The sequence below is a fragment of the Gimesia algae genome (assembly GCF_007746795.1).
Classification (GTDB): domain Bacteria; phylum Planctomycetota; class Planctomycetia; order Planctomycetales; family Planctomycetaceae; genus Gimesia; species Gimesia algae.
Genome location: NZ_CP036343.1, coordinates 422,022 through 440,473, shown reverse-complemented (window position 1 = coordinate 440,473; position 18,452 = coordinate 422,022). Strand labels below are relative to the sequence as shown.

Genomic DNA, 18,452 nt, shown 5'->3' with positions numbered 1-18,452 from the left:
GTTGCTCTGCTTGCGTTGACTTTGCGGCCTGGTAAAGGCTTTCCAATTAAATGCTCCAGAAACTGTACTAATTACTTTGTGTCCAGCTACAATCTGCCTGTTTTCAATGGTAGATTTATGTTTTTCTCACACATTTCCTGAACCAAGGGCTGAATGTACATGAAGTCATACCATAACCTGATTAAGGGTCTCAGCATCAGCGCGTTTTCGATGACTGCTGCTTTGATGGGTTGCTCTGTTGAAACTGATGTCACGCGCCTGAAAAAGCCATCCCAGCCCGTTCCCGTTGAGATGGTTTCCCTGACTCAGGAACAGATCACCAGAACCACAACACAACCTGCCACCGTCCTGCCTTACTATCAGACAGAGATTCGAGCTAAGGTCAGCGGCTATGTGAAAGAGGTCAAAGCTGATATCGGCGATTACGTCAAACAGGGAACAATTCTGGCTGTCATCGATGTCCCCGAACTGCAGAAACAGCGTCAGATCATAGAAGCACGAATCACTCAGTCTGAATCTGAGGAAAAACGGGCCGAGGCCGGAATTCAATTGAGCCATGCCAACGTACAGTCTGCAGAAGCAAGATTGCTGCAGGCGAAATCGGAACTGAACCGTACGAAGGCTCTGGTAGCAGCAGCAGAAGCAGAGTTTGCCAGAACCAGTGATCTGGTACAACGGAGATCGCTGGAAAGCCGTGTGCTTGATGAGGTTCGTAAAAAACGCGATTCCGAACTGGCCAACCAGCAAACCATGAGTTCTGCCATTAACTCCGCCAGCGCCGATGTGGTAGTTGCCAGGGCAAAACAGAAATCTGCCGAAGCTGACCTGCAGGTCGCAAAATCACGAACATCAATCGCCCGGCACCAGTTGGAAGAACTGGATGTACTGTTAAATTATGCCAGTATCAAAGCACCTTTCTCAGGGATGATCACGGGACGCACCGTCAATCCAGGAGACTTGGTGCGCGAAGGAAATGAAGTTGGTAAAGGTGAACCACTGTTTGAGATTGACCAGATTGAGAAAGTGCGCGTTGAGATACCTGTTCCCGAAGTTGATGCCGCCTTCATCAGTCGAGGGGATGTGGTAAAATTGAGCTTCCCTTCTTTCCCGGCAGAGGAAGAACTCAAAGTCGCAGTGACTCGATTCACGGGAAAACTCGACCCCCACACACGCACGATGCTTGTCGAGGCGGAAGTCCAGAACCCGTCCCGAAAACTCATCCCCGGGATGTTCGGCCAGGCAACCATCTCGCTGGGTTCGCCTGCTGCTGCAAACATGCTGCCTGCAAGAGCAATTCGTTTTGAATCGGGGAAAGCCTTTGTCTATGCGGTGACTGATGACATCGTTTCCATCGTTCCTGTGACCACAGGCATGGACAACGGCAATTCGATCGAGATTCTGTCCGGACTCCAACCGGGGCAGAAAGTCGTGGATGCCCATTTGAAGCGCTTTAAGACCGGCGAGAAAGTTGCACCCATCCACTAAAGACCACCTCTATTTGTTGAGTCAGTGGCGGTGACGATTCTGAAACAGTGACAGACATGAAAGCGCGGACGTAATGGGACTTATCAATTTTTCACTCAAAAACCGATATGCAGTACTGGCAGGAGCGGTCGCATTATGTTTGCTCGGCGCCGCAGTCATTCCGGGAATTACCATCGATATTTTACCGGACTTCAAGAAGCCGGTGGTTGTCAGTTTTTTCTCCTACCCGGGCTTACCCACTCTGGATATGGAAAAATCTGTCACCTCGCGAGTCGAACGCGCTTTGACTCTAGCCGGGAAAATTGAACATCAGGAATCACGCACGGTTCCCGGCGCTGCCGTAATCAAAATTTTCTTTCAGGCGGGCGCAGATCCGAGTTCAGCAATGAACGATATCGTCAACCTGGAAGCCAGTGACATGTTCCACTTGCCTCCCGGCATCGAATGGCCATTCACACTCCGCAGCGAACCCTCGAACCTGCCGGTCGTTCTGGCAGCGATTTCGGGGGAAGGCTTGAGTGAATCTGAGCTTTACAGCATCGGCTATTACGCCGTCCGTAACAAAATGGGAGGGTTAAAAGGAGTCCAGATCCCCCACCCGTTTGGTGGAAAATTTCGCCAGATGATGGTGTATGTCGATCCGGTGAAACTTCAGGCATATCATGTCAGCACAACAGATGTTGTGGAAGCCCTGAAAAAATCGAACCTGGTGCTGGCTGCAGGAACGGCACGCATGGGAGGCATGGACTATCAGATTCACCCCAAAAACACCTTGCCCACCACAGACGAAATTGAGGCGATTCCCGTCGCAGTGCGAGAGGGGCGTCCGATTTTTATTCGCGATCTGGGCGAAGTGAAAGACGATGCGGCCCTGCAATATAATATTGTCAGAGTGAACGGAAAACGCAGTGTCTACTGCCCGCTGTTGAGGGAACCCGGAGAAAACACAATCGCGGTCGTCGACCGCATTTATGAAGGAATCGCGACAGAAATCCCCAAGATGAAAGAGCGGGGTGATATCCCGGAAGCCACGGAAGTGACCCTGGTCTCAGATCAGTCACATTACATCAGGCAAGCCATGTCCAACCTCTACAGCCAGGTAGGCCTGGGTGCCCTGCTCGTGACGGTGGTCGTTTTCATTTTCCTGCGTCGACTGTTACCAACACTCATCATTGTTTCCATGATCGTGTTATCCATTCTGATTGGCGGCCTGGGATTTGCTTTTACCGGACAGACGATCAATGTCATGACGCTGGGAGGAATCGCATTAGCCATCGGTACGGTTGTGGACGCCGGGATTGTTGTCGTGGAAAATATCATTCGACATCAACGCATGGGGAAAACAGCACTCGACGCCGCCCGAGAAGGAACAATCGAAGTTTCCGGAGCGATTCTGGCTGGGACAATCACCACGCTGGCTGTATTCCTACCTGCCGTCTTTCTGACAGGCATGATTAAATATCTGTTTGCACCACTGTCACTGGCGGCAACCTTTACCATTGGCGCCTCTTATGTTCTGGCCTTAACTGTCGTCCCAGCCTTTTGTGCGACATTTGTCCGTGAACGCATACGTGACCGGAAAACCGAAACCGAGACGGAAGCAGCAGACAATTCCCCGGACTCAAAACCACACGGTCTGTACGGAAATTTCCTGAATACGGTCCTGAAAGCACCTGCCCTCAGCGGACTGATTATCGTCGCCGGCATTGGCACTACGTTCCTCCTTTGGCCTTTGATTGGTACAGAGCTCTTCCCTGATGTCGACGCGGGAACATTTGAAATCAGAATCAAAACTCTACCCGGCACAGAATTAATCGAAACTGAGAAGCTGGTCGCCAGCATCGAAGAGACCGTAAAGGAAGTCATACCACCCGAAGAAATTGAAACACTGATCGCGAACATCGGGCTGCCCGTCGGAAAAGGGGCCGGATTCTCCACAGTGCTCAGTTCAAACTCGGGACCCGACACTGCATACCTGATCGTCAATCTGAACCAGGAAAAACGTTCCACGAGTACTCGCGATTACATTCAGGAACTACGTGGAAAACTGGCGAAAAAATATCCCATGGAAGAGTTCCTGTTCGTCTCCGGAGGGATCATTAATCTGGCTTTGAACGAAGGCGTTCCCACCCCGATCAATGTCCAGGTCGCAGCAGGAACTCTGGATCAGTGTCGAAATGCCGCTGAAAAAATTGTAGATGTGGTTCAGCAGATTCCGGGCACACAGGACGTTCAGATCGCACAGTCGCTGGACTACCCTCAATTTGATATTCAGGTAGACCGCACCCGCGCCAAGTATCTGGGTGTTGATCAGGAAGAAGTCGCCCAGACGGTATTAACGGCTCTCGGATCCAGCGTCGGCTACTCCCCCACAATCTGGATCGATCCTAAATCGGGTGTCGACTTTTTTATGGGAGTGCAATACAAATCAAATGAGTTCCAGACGCTCGATGAAATCCGAAACATTCCACTCTCACTCAGTACCCCCAACGGACCGGTGACCATCCCCCTGTCCAATATAGCCACCATAGAGCGCGTCACCATTCCAGGAGAAATCGCGCACTACAACATTTCGCGGGTCAATGATGTCTATGTCAATGTTGTGGGGAGAGATATCGGTTCTGTCGCTCAAGACATCAGAAACGCCCTGGACAAGCTGAAATTCGAAAATGGCGTTTCGACATCACTACGCGGGCCTGTTGAAACCATGCAGACAGGTATGAGCCTGCTGGGGATGGGACTGCTGGTCGCCGGGGTACTGGTCTACCTGGTTTTGATGGCTCAGTTCCGCTCATTTATTGACCCGCTGATCATCATGCTCGCAGTTCCCCTGGGACTGGGTGGCGTACTGCTGATCCTGTTTCTGACTGATACCTACATCAATATCCAGTCATTGATGGGAACCCTGATGATGATAGGCGTCGTCGTGAACAACTCCATTTTACTGGTCGAATTTGCAAATCGGCGTCGAGAACAGGGGCTTTCTCCCCGTGAAGCCGCGCTGTCAGCTGCGCAAGTACGATTACGTCCTATCTTAATGACGTCCCTCACACTGGTTGCCTCGATGATCCCACTGTCATTCCAGTTTGCACCAGGCAATGAAGCGATGATACCCCTGGCACGCGCGCTACTTGGCGGGATGGTCGTCTCCACCGTACTGACACTGATTCTGGTACCCTGTATCTATTCTCTGGTACATCGCCAGAAAGTCAGGCCGTCCACATAACGACTTATGAATATCAAATTCAGCAGGGACCGGAAGCAGGCCCCCGCTGAAGCTTCAAATCAGTCTACCGTTTTCTGACAGAAGTCGCCGGCGCCAATGGTGGCTGAGCTGCCGCTTTGACTGCCGGGGGAAGTACTGTTTCACAGTTCCCTGTCGAGCAGGCACCGCACATATTTTCGACGTCCCACTTGTATCCACACTTTTCGCACGTGTATTCGTGCTTCTTCAATACGCGTACGGTTTTTACTTTCCCACATTTGAGTTCGCAGCATTTCTGCCAGGGAAAGCGGACCGGCGGAATACAGATGTCTTTGCACTCGATGCGAAAGCAATGCTTTTTCACTTTTAATGTCTCTACATACAGACGACAGGTTTTGCATCCGTGTGAGCAACAGTTGTTGTGACAGGTTCCATTCGCCTGATCGCTGCAGGAGGCCCCTGGCTTTAACTCAGCCGAGCTTTGAGCCCCTCCCGAAAGACTGACCGTGACAGCCAGCATAACTATTCCAATATATTTCATAAGTCTCACTTCCTGAGAGTCAAAACGTTAAATAATGTCCGTCGCTGAAACTGCTTTGAGTTTAGAAGTCAACACTGAATCGAGCACCAAAGATATCTGATCGACCGCCGGTGTAACCATCAATGGGCCCTCTGTCATCAATCTGGGCATGAACGTAGTTAAACTGCATGCGGGCATGCGAATTCCACCACCAGACCAGACCAGCGGTGAAGTTTCTTTCATCACCACCCGTAACATTTCCATCTGACAGATCCAGATAGGAATAACGGGCAATCACCTGCCAGGCTCCCCAGCCACCGCCGGTCTCACCGTCACAGGTATTGACCCAGAAGAAGTTTTCCAGCGGTTTGATCCGTTCAATTGTTCCTGTCCTGCGGTTGATAGGCTGATATTCGCCTGTCAGGAAGTAACCAGCTTCCACATAACCACCTTCGAAGGTTAAGTCTGGTCCCGTAGCACCACGCCCGACGGAGGTAACCTGGTACTCACTGACGACGGAGAATGACCCGAGTGTCAGCATCGCTTCCAGCCCCAGTGTGTTGAACCAGGTAGCTCCGGCAATCGCACCTGTGTCCAGCCAGCGAACGCTGCCTGTCCGCGCTTCGGGTCGGGTACGGAAACGGGCTTCATTGTTATTAGAGGCGGACGCGCTCGGATCTCCGTCCGGCTTCGCCCACATGTCGGCAATACCCAAATGCAGATAACCACGCCCCCCCGAAGTTTCATCGTACCAGGGAGTCCCCGCCAGACGTCCGTTGATGCTGTACTGACCCGCATCGCCGGTATACCCTGAGTCATTGGCTATATTTTCCAGTTCATAAATACCATAGCGCCAGTTCCAGGTCTCTTCTTCTGAAACACCGTAGGCGGCAATCCCCAGGCGTCGGGCATCCTGGTTAAAGGCTTCAATTACCAGAGGGCGTTCGAGGAACCAGTTAAAACGACTACTGTTGAGGTGGTCCATACCCAGCGGACGCTTCTGATTACCAATCAACAGAGTCTGAAAGACCGGCAGATCGTTCCAGCCAATATAGGCATCCTTGATAGTCGGGTCGTTCGCATCATCAAAATCAAACTCCAGCTTGTAGAGCATGTTGTCTTTGATGTCGCCCGCAAATCCCAGTCGCAACCGACGAAACTCAAAGTTATTTTCAGGATCCATGGGATCAGCAGGATTATTGAACGCAGCAATTCCGGGAGTATTATTTGTGAAATTCCATCCATCCAGATGAACTCGCCCCGTGATTTTCATCGTCGTCGCTTTGGAAGCATCCTTTGCCTTTTTCTCTTTTTCCGACTCGGAGAATTTTTTCCAGTCTTCTTCCAGAGTCGAAAGCCGCGTTTCAAAGGCAGGTGAGCCTGAGTCGTCTGTGTAGTTATTGATCAGAATCTCGTCGGAATCATCCAGCCCACCCGCTGCACGCTCCAGTTTGGGGGGTAGTGACGGAACTGGCTGAGGAGTGGGAGGTGGCGTGACTGGCTTTGTTTCTTCCAGTTCCTGGATCCGCTGTTCTGCCTGTTCCAGTCGGTTTAGAAGTCGCTCGAGTTGCTCGGAACTGATTTTCGTATCTTCCGCCGAAACACTCGATGGACGGAACATAACTCCCAGCAGCAGGAGAATTCCTGCCGTTTTAATAAATGTGCGCATCTTCATCCCTGATGACTATCGCCCGCAATCCGTTTCAGGCGGTTTTGAGGTGTTATTTGTATCTCTGCAACCCTGCAGAAATACCCTGATCCTTAGAATGCTTATCGGCGGTTCAAATTTAAAGAAAAGATTAAGAAACGATGAAGGACCTTTACATTCAAACTCACAACACACACACCCGTAACAAAACACCTAACCGGAACAGCTTAACGCAATAAACCAAGAGGAAAGCTATACTTATTTGAATCTATCTGGATCAGATGAAAGAAACCCTCTGCTTGAGCCTGAAAAACTCGACTCTTCACTGGAATCGCCAGTCAATACATCACGAAATCCTTCCCTCCCCTGTGCGGTAGCGACTTCCACCAGTAACATTGGAGTCTAAGTATCTATTTTGTTTGTATTTACTACTTTAAATCACAACCAGAGTTCAAAAGTTCAGAATCTTCCTGCATAAGAATTCCGGGGAGTCTTGTACTGATCCGAAATAAAAGCTAAATTCAATCGCAATTAGTTTGCTATTACAATCGGAGAGTGCCGATGTAGTGAGCATCCCGGTACCCTCTTCTGCTTACAGTGACAATCACAGGTGGCTTTTTAACTCGATGAAACCGCTTTCTCCTTTTAAAAACGACGTGAGAATCACGCTCCTGTTATTAACGATTCCGCTGCTCGTCTTTCTGGTCGCCCCCGGCTTCTTTCTCACGCGCCCCACCATGGCGGCGGAACATGAGCATGTCCACACGGCTAATGAAAATCAGAAATCCGCTGTCGCAGAAACAGAAACAGAAGCAGAAACAACCACGCCCGCTGACAACTCCTGGTCCTATACCCTGCTGGGGATTTACTGTGTCGTCATCGTTGGTTCTTCATTACTCGGGGGCTGGTTGCCTTCCCTGGTCCGTTTAACACACACCCGCATGGAAACACTGATCAGCTTTGTCGGCGGACTCATGCTGGGTATCGGTGTCTTTCATCTGCTGCCGCACGCCGTGGCCGAAATGGGATCAATCGACCGGGCCGTCTGGTGGATGATGGCAGGAGTGATTACCCTGTTCTTCTTGCTGCGTACCTTTCATTTTCATCAGCATGGAACTGTGGAACTGGAAGAGGAAGGGCACACACACGACCACGATCATGATCATGACTGCGACCATCATCACGCGCATGCTCCCGTGCATTCTCATACGCACGCGCACTCGCATCATCTGAGCTGGGTCGGCATTGCCTTCGGCCTGGCATTGCATACCCTGATTGACGGACTCGCACTCGGTGCCAGCATCGTTGCTGAGCAGCATCACGAAGTCTTCCTCTCACTGTTCGGGCTGGGAACCTTTCTGGCAATTGCCTTACACAAACCATTAGACGCCGTTTCCATTACCTCACTGATGGCAGCCAGCGGCTGGTCTGCAGGCTGGCGGAACGCGGTGAATATCGGCTTCTCGCTGATGTGCCCCCTGGGAGCCCTCCTGTTTTTTCTGGGAGTCCAACAGTTTTCAGAAAACCAGCACATCATTATCGGTTGTGCCCTCGCTTTTTCCGCAGGCGTCTTCCTCTGTATTTCGCTGGGAGACTTGCTGCCCGAAATGGAGTTCCATTCGCATAACCGCTTCCGGCTCTCTTTCGTGCTGCTGCTGGGTATCGCCCTCGCGTATGGCATCGGCTTCCTGGAACCCGAACACGCACACCAGCATGGCGGCCATTCACACGGACCGGAAGCGACCGAAACGGAACACGGTCATTCGCATTCTCACTGAGTGAAGCGACAACCCAAGCGACTTATTCTTCGTCGCATTCGCTGCAGATCCCTTTGAGTAGAATTTCGGTCACTTTGCCTACTGCTGCCCACTGCTTGTTTTTCGGTGTCTTGAATTCGACATCATGCAGGCAGGAAACACTGCCACATTCGGTACAGACAAAATGCGGATGCTCGGCGTCTTCCGGTTCATCAGGATTCCGCAGTTCAAACCGCCAGGCGTGATCCCCCAGTTCGGTTCGCTTGACCAGTCCCGCTTCCGCCAGATCGATCAGATTGCGGTACACAGTGGCTTTATCGAAGCCCATCGGGGTCAGTTCTTCGGCAATCTCAGCATGGGTCAGAGGTGACGTTGCCTGCCGCAAAAACTGGATCACCGTAATCCGGGCAGCCGTACTCCGTAAGCCGCTCTTGCGAACCAGAGTACGGATTTCATCAATCTCTTCTGCTTGGGACAGATTCTTCATGTCGTTATATCCAAGGCACCCCACAGCGCCGGTGAGTTATTATTCAGTGACGAAAGCTCATATTAACGATTATATACCAGAATTACGAGATACCGGTGATTAATTGTGAATTGCCGCCCGTTTCCCTCGCCACTCGGACAAAGCGACACAGTCCCGATATGGTGCATACCGGACAGAGACTTCAGTACGACTCTAATGAACAGCTTCCCTTGTCAGGAGGTGCCGACTGCGGATGATAGCGAATCGAGTCCGACGTATGAATTCTGACACACGTAATCAGACCGTCTACTGCCTTGATTCTCAAGATCCATTCTGAAGCGCCAAATTGCAATGGGGCCGAAAAGATTCTTGAATCCTGAGAAGGAGAAGCCGTAATCCACGATTGAGGCAACGTCGCCACTTTCTCATCCAGCTCACTCAAAGAGCCGCCCACTTCAGCGACTTCATAGATCGCCAGCAACTCCGTATTGGCCGCATTCGCAAACAGGAAACCATGGATACAGAGGAAATAGAAGATTCCCAAAATCAACAGAATCGCGATCGTATTCCCGAGAATGAGTATCTTTTCCCTGAACCTTGATCTTTTGTCTGATGAGATCATTTCAGCTACCGGTGCTTCACGCAGGATCAATACTTAAAAACAGAGAATACCAACTCCCTCCATCTTATTCCCTGACATCAACTGCGTACACAAAACTTTCGTGTTTTTTGTGTTTTGTGTGGTTCATAAAAATCCCAGATCAGCCCCGCTCACATTCTCCCCCTTGATCTTCCTTCGAGTTTCCCCTGTAATAGAATAACACAATCCATCACCCTCATCCTGTTCTTGAACGACGGCCAATCCTCATGCACAATTTTACTGCTCTCACCCGCAGCCTGCTCACCGCCCTGCTCTCCTGCCTCTTCCTCACCCCGACAAACGCAGCAGATCGCGATCCCGCCGAGAAACCATTTACCGTCACCGAAAGCTATCAGCAACTTGCTGACGCGATGGAACCGCTGCAGGCCTGGCAGGCCACGAACAAAGCCGAACACCAGGCCTGGCGAAAACAGTTTCATCCGACCGTCACCCGCATTCTGGGTCAAATGCCCGAGCGAGTTCCGCTGGAAGTCAAGTGGGCGGAAAAGAAAGAGTTCGACACCTTCACCCGCCACAAAGTCTTTATCCGCACCGAAGCCTCCTATTGGGCCCCCGTCTATTACTTCGTCCCCCACAAGTTAAAGAAAAAAGTCCCCGCGATTGTCTGCATGCACGGACACAGCGGCATCGTTCCCTATATCGATGAAGGCAAAACCAAGGCCGACAAAGAGAAGACCCGCCAGAGCGAACTCGACTACGCCGTCTACTTCGCGAAGCACGGTTACATCACCGCCGCCATCGTCATGCGGGGCTGGAACGAAACCGCCGGCGACCAGGATCGTGGCGTCTCGCACACCAAACGCAGTTGTCTGCAGATGACCATGAACGCACTCCTCATCGGCAGCACCCCGCAAGGCCAGCGCAGCTGGGACGCCATGCGCGTCATTGACTTCCTGCAGACCCAGGACCAGGTCGATCCGGACTGCATTGCAGCCGCTGGCTTGTCAGGTGGCGGCGCAACCGCCATGTACCTCCCCGTCCTCGATGACCGCGTCAAACTCACCATGATCGCCGGTGCCTTCTCAACCTACCGTGCCTCCTATTATGCGATGCCACACTGCCTCTGTCAGTGCATGCCCGAGATGATGCGTTTCGGCGAAATGTCCGACGTTGTCGCTTTGCACGCCCCGCGTCCGGTCCTGCTCATCAACGGCATCGAAGACAAAATCTTCCCCATCGAAGCCGCCCGCGAGGGATATAAAAAACTGCAGCAGGTTTACCAGGTTCTGGACGCAGAAGAAAACATCGACGCCGACTTCTTTCAGGGCGGCCACCGTTGGTCCAACAACAAAAGTCTCGACTTCCTCAAACAACACTTCGGCGAGTGATCCACCGACTTTTCCATCCTTAACTCCGAAAGCGAGGGTGACCCCGAATGCAATTCGGGGCGAGCACAGCGAGCAGGAGGTCTCAGCGAAATCGGTCAGTTTAGAACAAAGTCACCAACCTCTTCCATTTCAGGAAGTGAGGTTCGCGCAACCACAACAGAACGCGTGCTCAACAACCTCCTGTTGTCTCACGACAACCTCGGGTTACATCCGAGCTCATCCGATAACAGAATGAACCGCAGCAAATTCTCTCAGAAAATTAGCCGCAGGGTCTTAGCCCCGGTTGAAATGACTTTGGCATGGACCGTTCGGGAAGTTAAAAAGGTGTCAGGAACCTTAATTTTAAGGTTCCTGACACGAATGGCACTGCCGCTGTTTTTTTGATTTGTGTTTGCGCAACGATGCCTGCGTGACGCTGTCACGTTTTTAATTTTCTGATTTTTTGCCAGTTCGCTGGAAATTGTGTTTGGCAAAACGTCTCCTGGCATTATGCTGCGTTCTGGCAGGGCCTTTCTTGGATGGTGTGTGAAGACATTTGACCAAGGAAGGTCCTATGCCATTTATATCATCTTCCCGCGTGAATGCAGCATCGTTTTCTCTTTTTAAACGATCAATGCTGCAAGATGCTTCGCTCCCGCTGTCTGATGTCATCAACGATCAGCGCTGGCAGCAGGTGTTTAACAAACACGACATCGACTTTGGCAGTGATCCCGATGTCATTTACACACCGGCAATCACTCTCTGGGCGTTAATCTCTCAGGTGTTCTTTTCCGGCGAGCAACGCAGCTGTAAGGCAGCCGTCATCCGTGTTGCCAGCTTATGGGCGGCACTGGGGCGACGGGTCTGCAGTACGAATACCGGTGCTTACTGTCGCGCGCGACTCAAACTATCCTTTACCGTCATCCGCGATCTCGTCCAGCAACTTGCCGCGGATGCCGAAGCGGCCTGTGACCAGAACTGTGTCCAGTCCCGAGAGCAGTCAGCGGCGCGTCTCAGTCCTTCCAGCGTCGCCGATGTGAAATCACGGAGTACCGGCGGTCGCATTCTGCTCGTTGACGGCTTCACCATCACGGCCGCCGATACCCCTGAGAATCAGCGGGCCTATCCGCAGAACCCGGCTCAGAAACCGGGGCTCGGGTTCCCCGTTCTCCGCTGCGTTTCTCTGATCTCGATGACCACCGGACTGCTGGTCGATCTGGTGAGCGGGCCTTACAGCGGTAAAGGGAGTGGCGAAACGGCCCTGCTTTGGCAAATGCTCGATGCACTCCGGCCGGGTGATATTCTGGTGGCTGACTCGTATTACTGCACGTACTGGCTGGTGAGTGCGTGCCATGCCCGGGGCGTTCAGATCCTGATGAAGAACCATCACCTGCGTGACAATCATCCACAAACCGCACGTCGACTGAGCAAACAGGAGCGACTCGTAACGTGGTCACGTCCCTCTGTCTGTCCTGCCTGGATGACCCGTCAGGAATTCTGGCGACAACCGCTGACACTCACTCTGCGGCTGGTCGATGTGCAGATCAGTCAGCCGGGGTATCGCGCCAAAACATTTACGATTGCCACCACCATCACAGATCAGAAAGCATGCCCGGCGCGCTGGATCGCCGCCTTGTATCAGAGCCGCTGGCTGGTCGAACTGGATATTCGCAGCATCAAGTGTTCTCTGGGCATGGATATTCTGCGTGCGAAGTCTCCGGGGATGGTGCTCACGGAACTCTGGTCATGCCTGCTGGCGTACAATCTGATTCGGTTGAAGATGCTGCAGAGCGGCATGGCAACAGGTCGTGATCCCCGTTCACTCTCGTTTACCACCACGCAACAGATGCTGGCTGCGAATTGGTTGCTGGGCGCGGTTACAAAGACGACTGAGGAATTAGCCACACTCGGACAGCAGATCCCCAGCAGCGAACGTGTGGGACATCGTACCGGCAGAACAGAACCCAGAGCCAATAAACGGCGAACCAAAGCGCTGGCTTTGCTGAAGCAACCGAGATACCATTACCATCAACAACGAAGGGCCATCATATGAACGCAAACTCTTTCACCACAACAGGCAGTGCCATTCGTTCCTGACACCTTTTTAACACTTGCCACGTATCAAGCCCCTCAACATGCGAAGCCAGATACCCTGTTGCGGCATAAGCACTCGGATTGATCCCCATCAGTTTCCAATACTGGTTCTGGGTAATGCGATGGATTCCGACATACATGGGCTTCGTCAAAATACAATCAAAACTCGGCTCATCGATTTTTGAAAACCCCTGACGTTCTAATTCCTGGTTAACCTCATTAGTTGCACCACATCGAAATTCGCCCGGCGGAACTAAAATAGATTCCACACCCAGAGAATCTGTCATGCGCAGTGGAACGCGACATCGCCGTGCCCATGCTTCCTGAGCTGAAACAGCCGTCTCTAGATCAAAGGGAAGCTTCAGCAGTAACTGTTCTCGTTTTTCTGCATTCATCCTGTTCTCCCCCAAGAACTGCTGACCACTTTCAATGCATACCGCGGTCGATCTTACCCTCTCACATAAACCGAGAACAGAATTTTTCGTGCTTTTCGTGTCTTTCGTGGTTCATAATATTTTGTATCTTTCATCATCCAACCCCGGTTTCATGTTGCCAATCGTGGCGGAAACGGCCACGATTGAGATTAGTAGTCTCAGAATTCGAATATCAATCCCACCAGAATATAAAGGTCTGCCTCGCCATGAAACGTCTGCTGTTCCTGCTCAGCCTTTCGCTGCTGCTGACATCCGCCGCACACGCACAACGTCCCAAACCCAATTACGATGAAAGCCAGGTCCCGGAATTCAAACTCCCTGACCCGCTCGTCACACAAGCTGGCAAAAAAGTGGATTCCGCCGAGGAATGGAACAAAGTCCGCCGCCCGGAAATCCTGGAACTGTTCGAAACGGAAGTCTACGGCAAAAGTCCTGCACGCCCCGAGAACATGCTGTTCGAAGTCACGTCTGTGAAAAACGATGCACTCGGCGGCAAAGCGATTCGCAAGGAAGTCTCGGTCTACTTCTCCGGCAAAAAAGCAGGGCCGCGGATGGACCTCTTGATCTATCTGCCGGCCAAAGCCACCAAACCGGTTCCCGTCTTTATGGGCCTCAACTTTTACGGCAATCACACTATCACCGATGAAACAGACGTCCAACTCAACGGCAACTGGATGCGGGCCAGCAAAGAAAAAGCCATCGTCGATCATAAAGCGACCGAAGATTCGCGGGGCAAATCTTCGTCACGCTGGCCCATCGAAACCATCATCGACCGTGGTTACGGACTGATCGCCATCTACTGCGGCGACATTGATCCCGACTACGACGACGGCTTCAAGAATGGCGTCCACGCACTTTTCAATTCCAAACAGAAGCCCGCGCCCGATGAATGGGGCACGATTTCCGCCTGGGCCTGGGGCTTGAGCTGTGCCCTCGATTACCTGGAAACCGACAAGCAGATCGACACCAGCAAAGTCGCCGTGATCGGACACTCCCGCCTCGGGAAAACATCCCTCTGGGCCGGCGCAACGGACCCACGGTTTGCCCTGGTCATCTCCAACGACTCCGGTTGTGGCGGTGCCGCGCTCAGCCGACGTCGCTTCGGCGAAACCCTGCACGTCATCAACAACGCCTTCCCGCACTGGTTCTGTGATAACTTCAACAAATACATCGACAAGGAAAACGATCTGCCCGTCGATCAACACATGCTGATCTCTTTAATCGCACCGCGGCCTGTGTACGTCGCCAGTGCCGAAGATGACCAGTGGGCCGACCCCAAAGGTGAATTCCTCTCAGTGAAATATGCGGAACCGGTCTACAAACTGCTGGGAACCTCCGGCTTTGGAGCAAAAGAGATGCCCGCCGTCAATCAACCAGTCCAGAAACAGATGGGTTATCACATTCGCACCGGAAAACATAATGTGACCGACTTTGACTGGCAGCAGTATCTGAATTTTGCCGACCAGCATTTTCAAGGCAGCTAATCTGTTACAATCCATCCACCAGCACCGCCAGCAGGTTGCTTCAACAGCCTGCTGGCTTATCATTTATGCATATTGCTGATTTTCCGCTTGATTTTCCCAACAGACAGCTTTTCACCCCCACGACCCCAGTTTTGCCGAACGCCGCTTGCCTCTGCCTGAAAACCCACGATAATGGGGGCAAGTGTTCAATTTCTCATTCAAAACAAACTGACGACTTTACTATGATGAACTATCGTATCCGGAACGCATTCATAAATAATCGACGCGCGCCTCAAATCTGCCTGATCCTGGTCCTGCTGACACTTCTGCCGTTACCGCTGGCTCACGCAGATAAAGCTTCGGATGAATTTCAGCTGGCCATCGGTCTGTACAAACAGAATCGCTGGGAACTCGCGACCGAAACCTTTCGCAAATACCTGAAAAATTATCCCACAGATGCCAGTGTTCCCCTGGCAAAATTTTACCTGGGACTGACACTCGTCAATCAGCAGAAGTATCAGGACGCCCGCGAGACCCTCAGAGAGTTTGCCAAACAATATCCGCAAAATAAAAACCTGCCCGATGCCATCTACCGAATTGCGGAATGCAGTTATCTGCTGGACGATCTGGCCGCAGCAGAAACAGAGTTCACGGACTTCCTCAAACAGTACCCGAACCATGCTTTGGAAGAATGGGCATACCCCTATTTTGGGGATGTCCTGCTACGGCGCGGGAAAGCGGACCTCGCGATTAAAAGTTTTCAGCGTTCACTCGAACGTCATCCCAAAGGGGCGATGGCCGAAGATGCCCAGTTTGGCCTGGCATCTTCCTACCTGCGTGATAAACAGTCTGAAGAAGCCGAAAAACGATTTAAAGAGATCGCCGGTCAGAAAAATCACTCGCGTGCCAGCGATGCCCAGATGTCACTCGCAACCTCACTTTTCGATCGGGCACAATTCCAGGCAGCCGCCGATGCCTTCCTGGAACTCCCGAAAAAATTTCCGGAAAGTCCACTGGGCATCACCGCCCGGCTCAATGCGGGTTACGCGTACTATGATCTCAAGGAATATGCGAAAGCCGTCCAGCAGTTTGACCTCGTCGCCAAAGACCCGATTCATGCAGCAAACGCTTTGTACTGGAAGGGGGTCAGTTTCAAAGGCGAGCAACAGCTGCCTGCCGCCATCACCGCATTCGAACTCGCACTCAAATCAAAGCCCAGTCCACAACAAAAAGAGTCAATCACCTATCAGCTGGCTGATGCCCTGTTACGTTCCGGAAAACCGACCGAAGCGAAAGCTCTGTTTCTGGAACTCGTCAAACAGTCACCGGAAAGTGAACTGGCTGACGACAGTCTGCATTTCGCCATCGAAGCCGCTTTACTGACAAACGAACTGGCCGAAGCCGAACAACTTTCTGCTCAGTTTGAAACAACATTTCCCCAGAGCGGATTGCGGTTGCACCAGGAACTGCTCAAAGGGCGTATTCTGGATGCCAAGGGGAAACCGGCAGATCTGACGGCAGCGGCGACCCATTTTCAAAACGTGCTGAAGGAGTCCAAGCTGGAAAATACGCAATTGCTGGCGCGACTCTACCTGGCACGCACTTTTCAGAAACTCAAACAGTACGACAAATCCATCGAGGTCCTGGCCCCTTTTCTCAAAGACCCCAAAGCGGTCAAAACATCCAGCGAATATGCAGACGCATTAGTACTACAGAGCAACAACTTTAATTCCCAGCAGAAATACGCCGAAGCCGAATCCCTCTCGAAAGAGTACCTGAAGCAGTTCCCCAATGAAGTTCGCTTTAACCAGATCCTGGCAAACCTGATCATCCTCACCGCGAAAAATAACAAGCCGCAGGAAGTCGATCAATATTTGAAACAGCTGCAGGACCGCAAGCCGGCCGGGGATCTGTTGGTCCAGACGTATCGTCAGCTGGCAGAACGCAATTATGAGGGGAAACAATGGGCACGTGCCAAAACGTTTTTTGATGAGATCGTCAAGCTCGGCCCTGACTCTCCCGAATATCCCGCTGGACTGTCCGGGTTAGCCTGGAGTGAATTTCAGCTCGCTGAACACGAATCTGCGGCGGCACATTTCCAGCAGTTCGCCAAAAAATATCCGGAAAGCCCGCTCACTGCTGAAGCATCCTATATGCAGGGTCGCAGTCTGGAAAATAACAAACAGTTGGAAGCTGCGGTCGACGTCTATCAGCAAGCGTTGCAAAAGTTCGCTCCTTCACGCTATGCCATGCTTTCCGGACTGCAGGCCGCACGCACGCTGTTTCAACTGAAGAAAATCGATGCCGTCAACCAGGCTTATGAGGCACTGCTGCAGAAATTTCCCAAGGTCGATAATCTCGATAAAATTCTGGACGAGTGGGCACTGATTAATTACGAAGCGGAACAGTTCGAGAAGTCAGACGAAATCTTCCGCAGGCTGATTAAAGAAACCCCCGACAGTGAACTGGCTGATAACGCCCGCCTGAGCCTGGCAGAAAGTAACCTGATCGCAGGCAAGCTGGAACCCGCCGCCAAAGCATTCGATGAACTGCAGAGCGACTCCAAATCAGATGAAAAAGTACAACAGGTCGCCCTGTATCGTCTGATTGAAATCAACCTCGAACTCCAGAAATGGGATCTGGTCGACAAATTCTCGAAGGCACTGCTGAAACGGTTTCCCCAAAATGAATACGCGGCGTTTGCACAATTCCATGAAGCCGAGGCAGCCTTGTATCTGAATCAGGTGGAGGCAGCTCAGGCGGAATTATTGAAGCTGGCCGCCGAAGACAAATTGGAAACACTCCGTCAGGAACCCTGGTATCCCCGCGTCTGGGTCCTGTTGGCGGAAACCTATTTTCGCCAGAAAAAATATAAAGAAGTCGCGGAAACCATCGACCGCTTCCGCAAATGGGACCCGGACAGTCCGTTTCTGTATCAGGCAGAAGAGGTTCTGGCCAGAAGCCTGAAGAACCAGGCCAAATTTACAGAAGCGCGTAAAGTGTTCCAACAGATCATCGACTCAGAAAACAGCCGGCGGACACCTACGGCCGCCAAATGTCAGTTCCTGCTGGCGGAAACTCTGATGATCCAGGAGAAATTCAAGGAAGCCCTGCTGGCTTACCTGCAGGTGGACATTCAATATCAATTCCCCGAATGGCAGGCCCCGGCGCTGTATCAGGCGGCCATGTGCCACGAAGCCCTGAACGAATGGCCTCAAGCCCAGAAAACGTATCAAGATTACTTGAAGCGTTTTCCGGAGCACGAACTGGTTCCCCAGGCCAAAGAACGACTTAAAGCGGTCGCAGCCCGGGTCAACAAGTAATAATCGCCAGTCTGTGGTTCAGCATTTCACAGCCTGTCCCGGACACTGCGGAATTGCCATTCCAGACTCGACGGGAATCTCTGTCTGAC

At 51.9% G+C, this 18,452-nt stretch carries 12 protein-coding genes; 7 read left to right on the top strand and 5 right to left on the bottom strand.

Annotated features, from left to right (window positions below):
• Nucleotides 1-159: 159 nt before the first annotated feature.
• Complete coding sequence (locus Pan161_RS01615) at nucleotides 160-1,485, top strand: efflux RND transporter periplasmic adaptor subunit (protein WP_197995642.1); 1,326 nt, start codon at nucleotides 160-162, stop codon at nucleotides 1,483-1,485.
• A gap of 73 nt (nucleotides 1,486-1,558) precedes the next feature.
• A complete protein-coding gene (locus Pan161_RS01610; protein WP_145223866.1) occupies nucleotides 1,559-4,711 on the top strand; it encodes an efflux RND transporter permease subunit in 3,153 nt (1,050 codons plus the stop codon).
• A gap of 64 nt (nucleotides 4,712-4,775) precedes the next feature.
• On the opposite strand, the gene Pan161_RS01605 is transcribed toward Pan161_RS01610, so the two are convergent.
• Entirely contained in the window at nucleotides 4,776-5,231 is a 456-nt protein-coding gene (locus Pan161_RS01605) for a hypothetical protein (RefSeq protein ID WP_145223865.1), read from the bottom strand.
• A 61-nt stretch (nucleotides 5,232-5,292) separates the two neighbouring features.
• Nucleotides 5,293-6,879, bottom strand: coding sequence for an OprO/OprP family phosphate-selective porin (locus Pan161_RS01600; protein WP_145223864.1), 1,587 nt, complete (start codon nucleotides 6,877-6,879; stop codon nucleotides 5,293-5,295).
• A gap of 605 nt (nucleotides 6,880-7,484) precedes the next feature.
• Between Pan161_RS01600 and Pan161_RS01595 the strand changes: the two genes are divergently transcribed.
• A complete protein-coding gene (locus Pan161_RS01595; protein ID WP_145223863.1) occupies nucleotides 7,485-8,636 on the top strand; it encodes a ZIP family metal transporter in 1,152 nt (383 codons plus the stop codon).
• Nucleotides 8,637-8,658: 22 nt separating this feature from the next.
• On the opposite strand, the gene Pan161_RS01590 is transcribed toward Pan161_RS01595, so the two are convergent.
• Nucleotides 8,659-9,102: a Fur family transcriptional regulator gene (locus tag Pan161_RS01590; RefSeq protein ID WP_002646808.1), complete on the bottom strand. Its 444-nt coding sequence runs from the start codon at nucleotides 9,100-9,102 to the stop codon at nucleotides 8,659-8,661.
• 181 nt (nucleotides 9,103-9,283) lie between these two features.
• Nucleotides 9,284-9,703: a hypothetical protein gene (locus Pan161_RS01585; protein ID WP_145223862.1), complete on the bottom strand. Its 420-nt coding sequence runs from the start codon at nucleotides 9,701-9,703 to the stop codon at nucleotides 9,284-9,286.
• Between the two features lie 245 nt (nucleotides 9,704-9,948).
• On the opposite strand from Pan161_RS01585, the gene Pan161_RS01580 reads away from it, so the two are divergent.
• A complete protein-coding gene (locus Pan161_RS01580) occupies nucleotides 9,949-11,070 on the top strand; it encodes a dienelactone hydrolase family protein (RefSeq protein WP_145223861.1) in 1,122 nt (373 codons plus the stop codon).
• Between the two features lie 553 nt (nucleotides 11,071-11,623).
• Complete coding sequence (locus Pan161_RS01575; RefSeq protein WP_232103254.1) at nucleotides 11,624-13,102, top strand: IS4 family transposase; 1,479 nt, start codon at nucleotides 11,624-11,626, stop codon at nucleotides 13,100-13,102.
• On the opposite strand, the gene Pan161_RS01570 is transcribed toward Pan161_RS01575, so the two are convergent.
• A complete protein-coding gene (locus Pan161_RS01570) occupies nucleotides 13,095-13,538 on the bottom strand; it encodes a hypothetical protein (protein WP_145223860.1) in 444 nt (147 codons plus the stop codon). The genes Pan161_RS01575 and Pan161_RS01570 overlap by 8 nt on opposite strands.
• Nucleotides 13,539-13,783: 245 nt before the next feature.
• Here Pan161_RS01570 and Pan161_RS01565 point away from each other — a divergent pair, with 245 nt between their 5' ends.
• Nucleotides 13,784-15,061: a glucuronyl esterase domain-containing protein gene (locus Pan161_RS01565; RefSeq protein WP_145223859.1), complete on the top strand. Its 1,278-nt coding sequence runs from the start codon at nucleotides 13,784-13,786 to the stop codon at nucleotides 15,059-15,061.
• A gap of 221 nt (nucleotides 15,062-15,282) precedes the next feature.
• Nucleotides 15,283-18,363, top strand: a complete 3,081-nt coding sequence (locus tag Pan161_RS01560) for a tetratricopeptide repeat protein (protein ID WP_197995641.1) — start codon at nucleotides 15,283-15,285, stop codon at nucleotides 18,361-18,363.
• The last annotated feature ends 89 nt before the right edge of the window (nucleotides 18,364-18,452 follow it).

Excerpts from the sequence above, each read along its gene's own strand:
- Pan161_RS01580 (WP_145223861.1), top strand. The coding sequence starts at position 9,949 with ATGCACAATTTTACTGCTCTCACCCGCAGCCTGCTCACCGCCCTGCTC.
- Pan161_RS01575 (WP_232103254.1), top strand. The coding sequence starts at position 11,624 with ATGCCATTTATATCATCTTCCCGCGTGAATGCAGCATCGTTTTCTCTT.
- Pan161_RS01590 (WP_002646808.1), bottom strand. The coding sequence starts at position 9,102 with ATGAAGAATCTGTCCCAAGCAGAAGAGATTGATGAAATCCGTACTCTG.
- Pan161_RS01565 (WP_145223859.1), top strand. The coding sequence starts at position 13,784 with ATGAAACGTCTGCTGTTCCTGCTCAGCCTTTCGCTGCTGCTGACATCC.
- Pan161_RS01615 (WP_197995642.1), top strand. The coding sequence starts at position 160 with ATGAAGTCATACCATAACCTGATTAAGGGTCTCAGCATCAGCGCGTTT.
- Pan161_RS01610 (WP_145223866.1), top strand. The coding sequence starts at position 1,559 with ATGGGACTTATCAATTTTTCACTCAAAAACCGATATGCAGTACTGGCA.
- Pan161_RS01600 (WP_145223864.1), bottom strand. The coding sequence starts at position 6,879 with ATGCGCACATTTATTAAAACGGCAGGAATTCTCCTGCTGCTGGGAGTT.
- Pan161_RS01595 (WP_145223863.1), top strand. The coding sequence starts at position 7,485 with ATGAAACCGCTTTCTCCTTTTAAAAACGACGTGAGAATCACGCTCCTG.
- Pan161_RS01570 (WP_145223860.1), bottom strand. The coding sequence starts at position 13,538 with ATGAATGCAGAAAAACGAGAACAGTTACTGCTGAAGCTTCCCTTTGAT.
- Pan161_RS01605 (WP_145223865.1), bottom strand. The coding sequence starts at position 5,231 with ATGAAATATATTGGAATAGTTATGCTGGCTGTCACGGTCAGTCTTTCG.
- Pan161_RS01585 (WP_145223862.1), bottom strand. The coding sequence starts at position 9,703 with ATGATCTCATCAGACAAAAGATCAAGGTTCAGGGAAAAGATACTCATT.
- Pan161_RS01560 (WP_197995641.1), top strand. The coding sequence starts at position 15,283 with ATGATGAACTATCGTATCCGGAACGCATTCATAAATAATCGACGCGCG.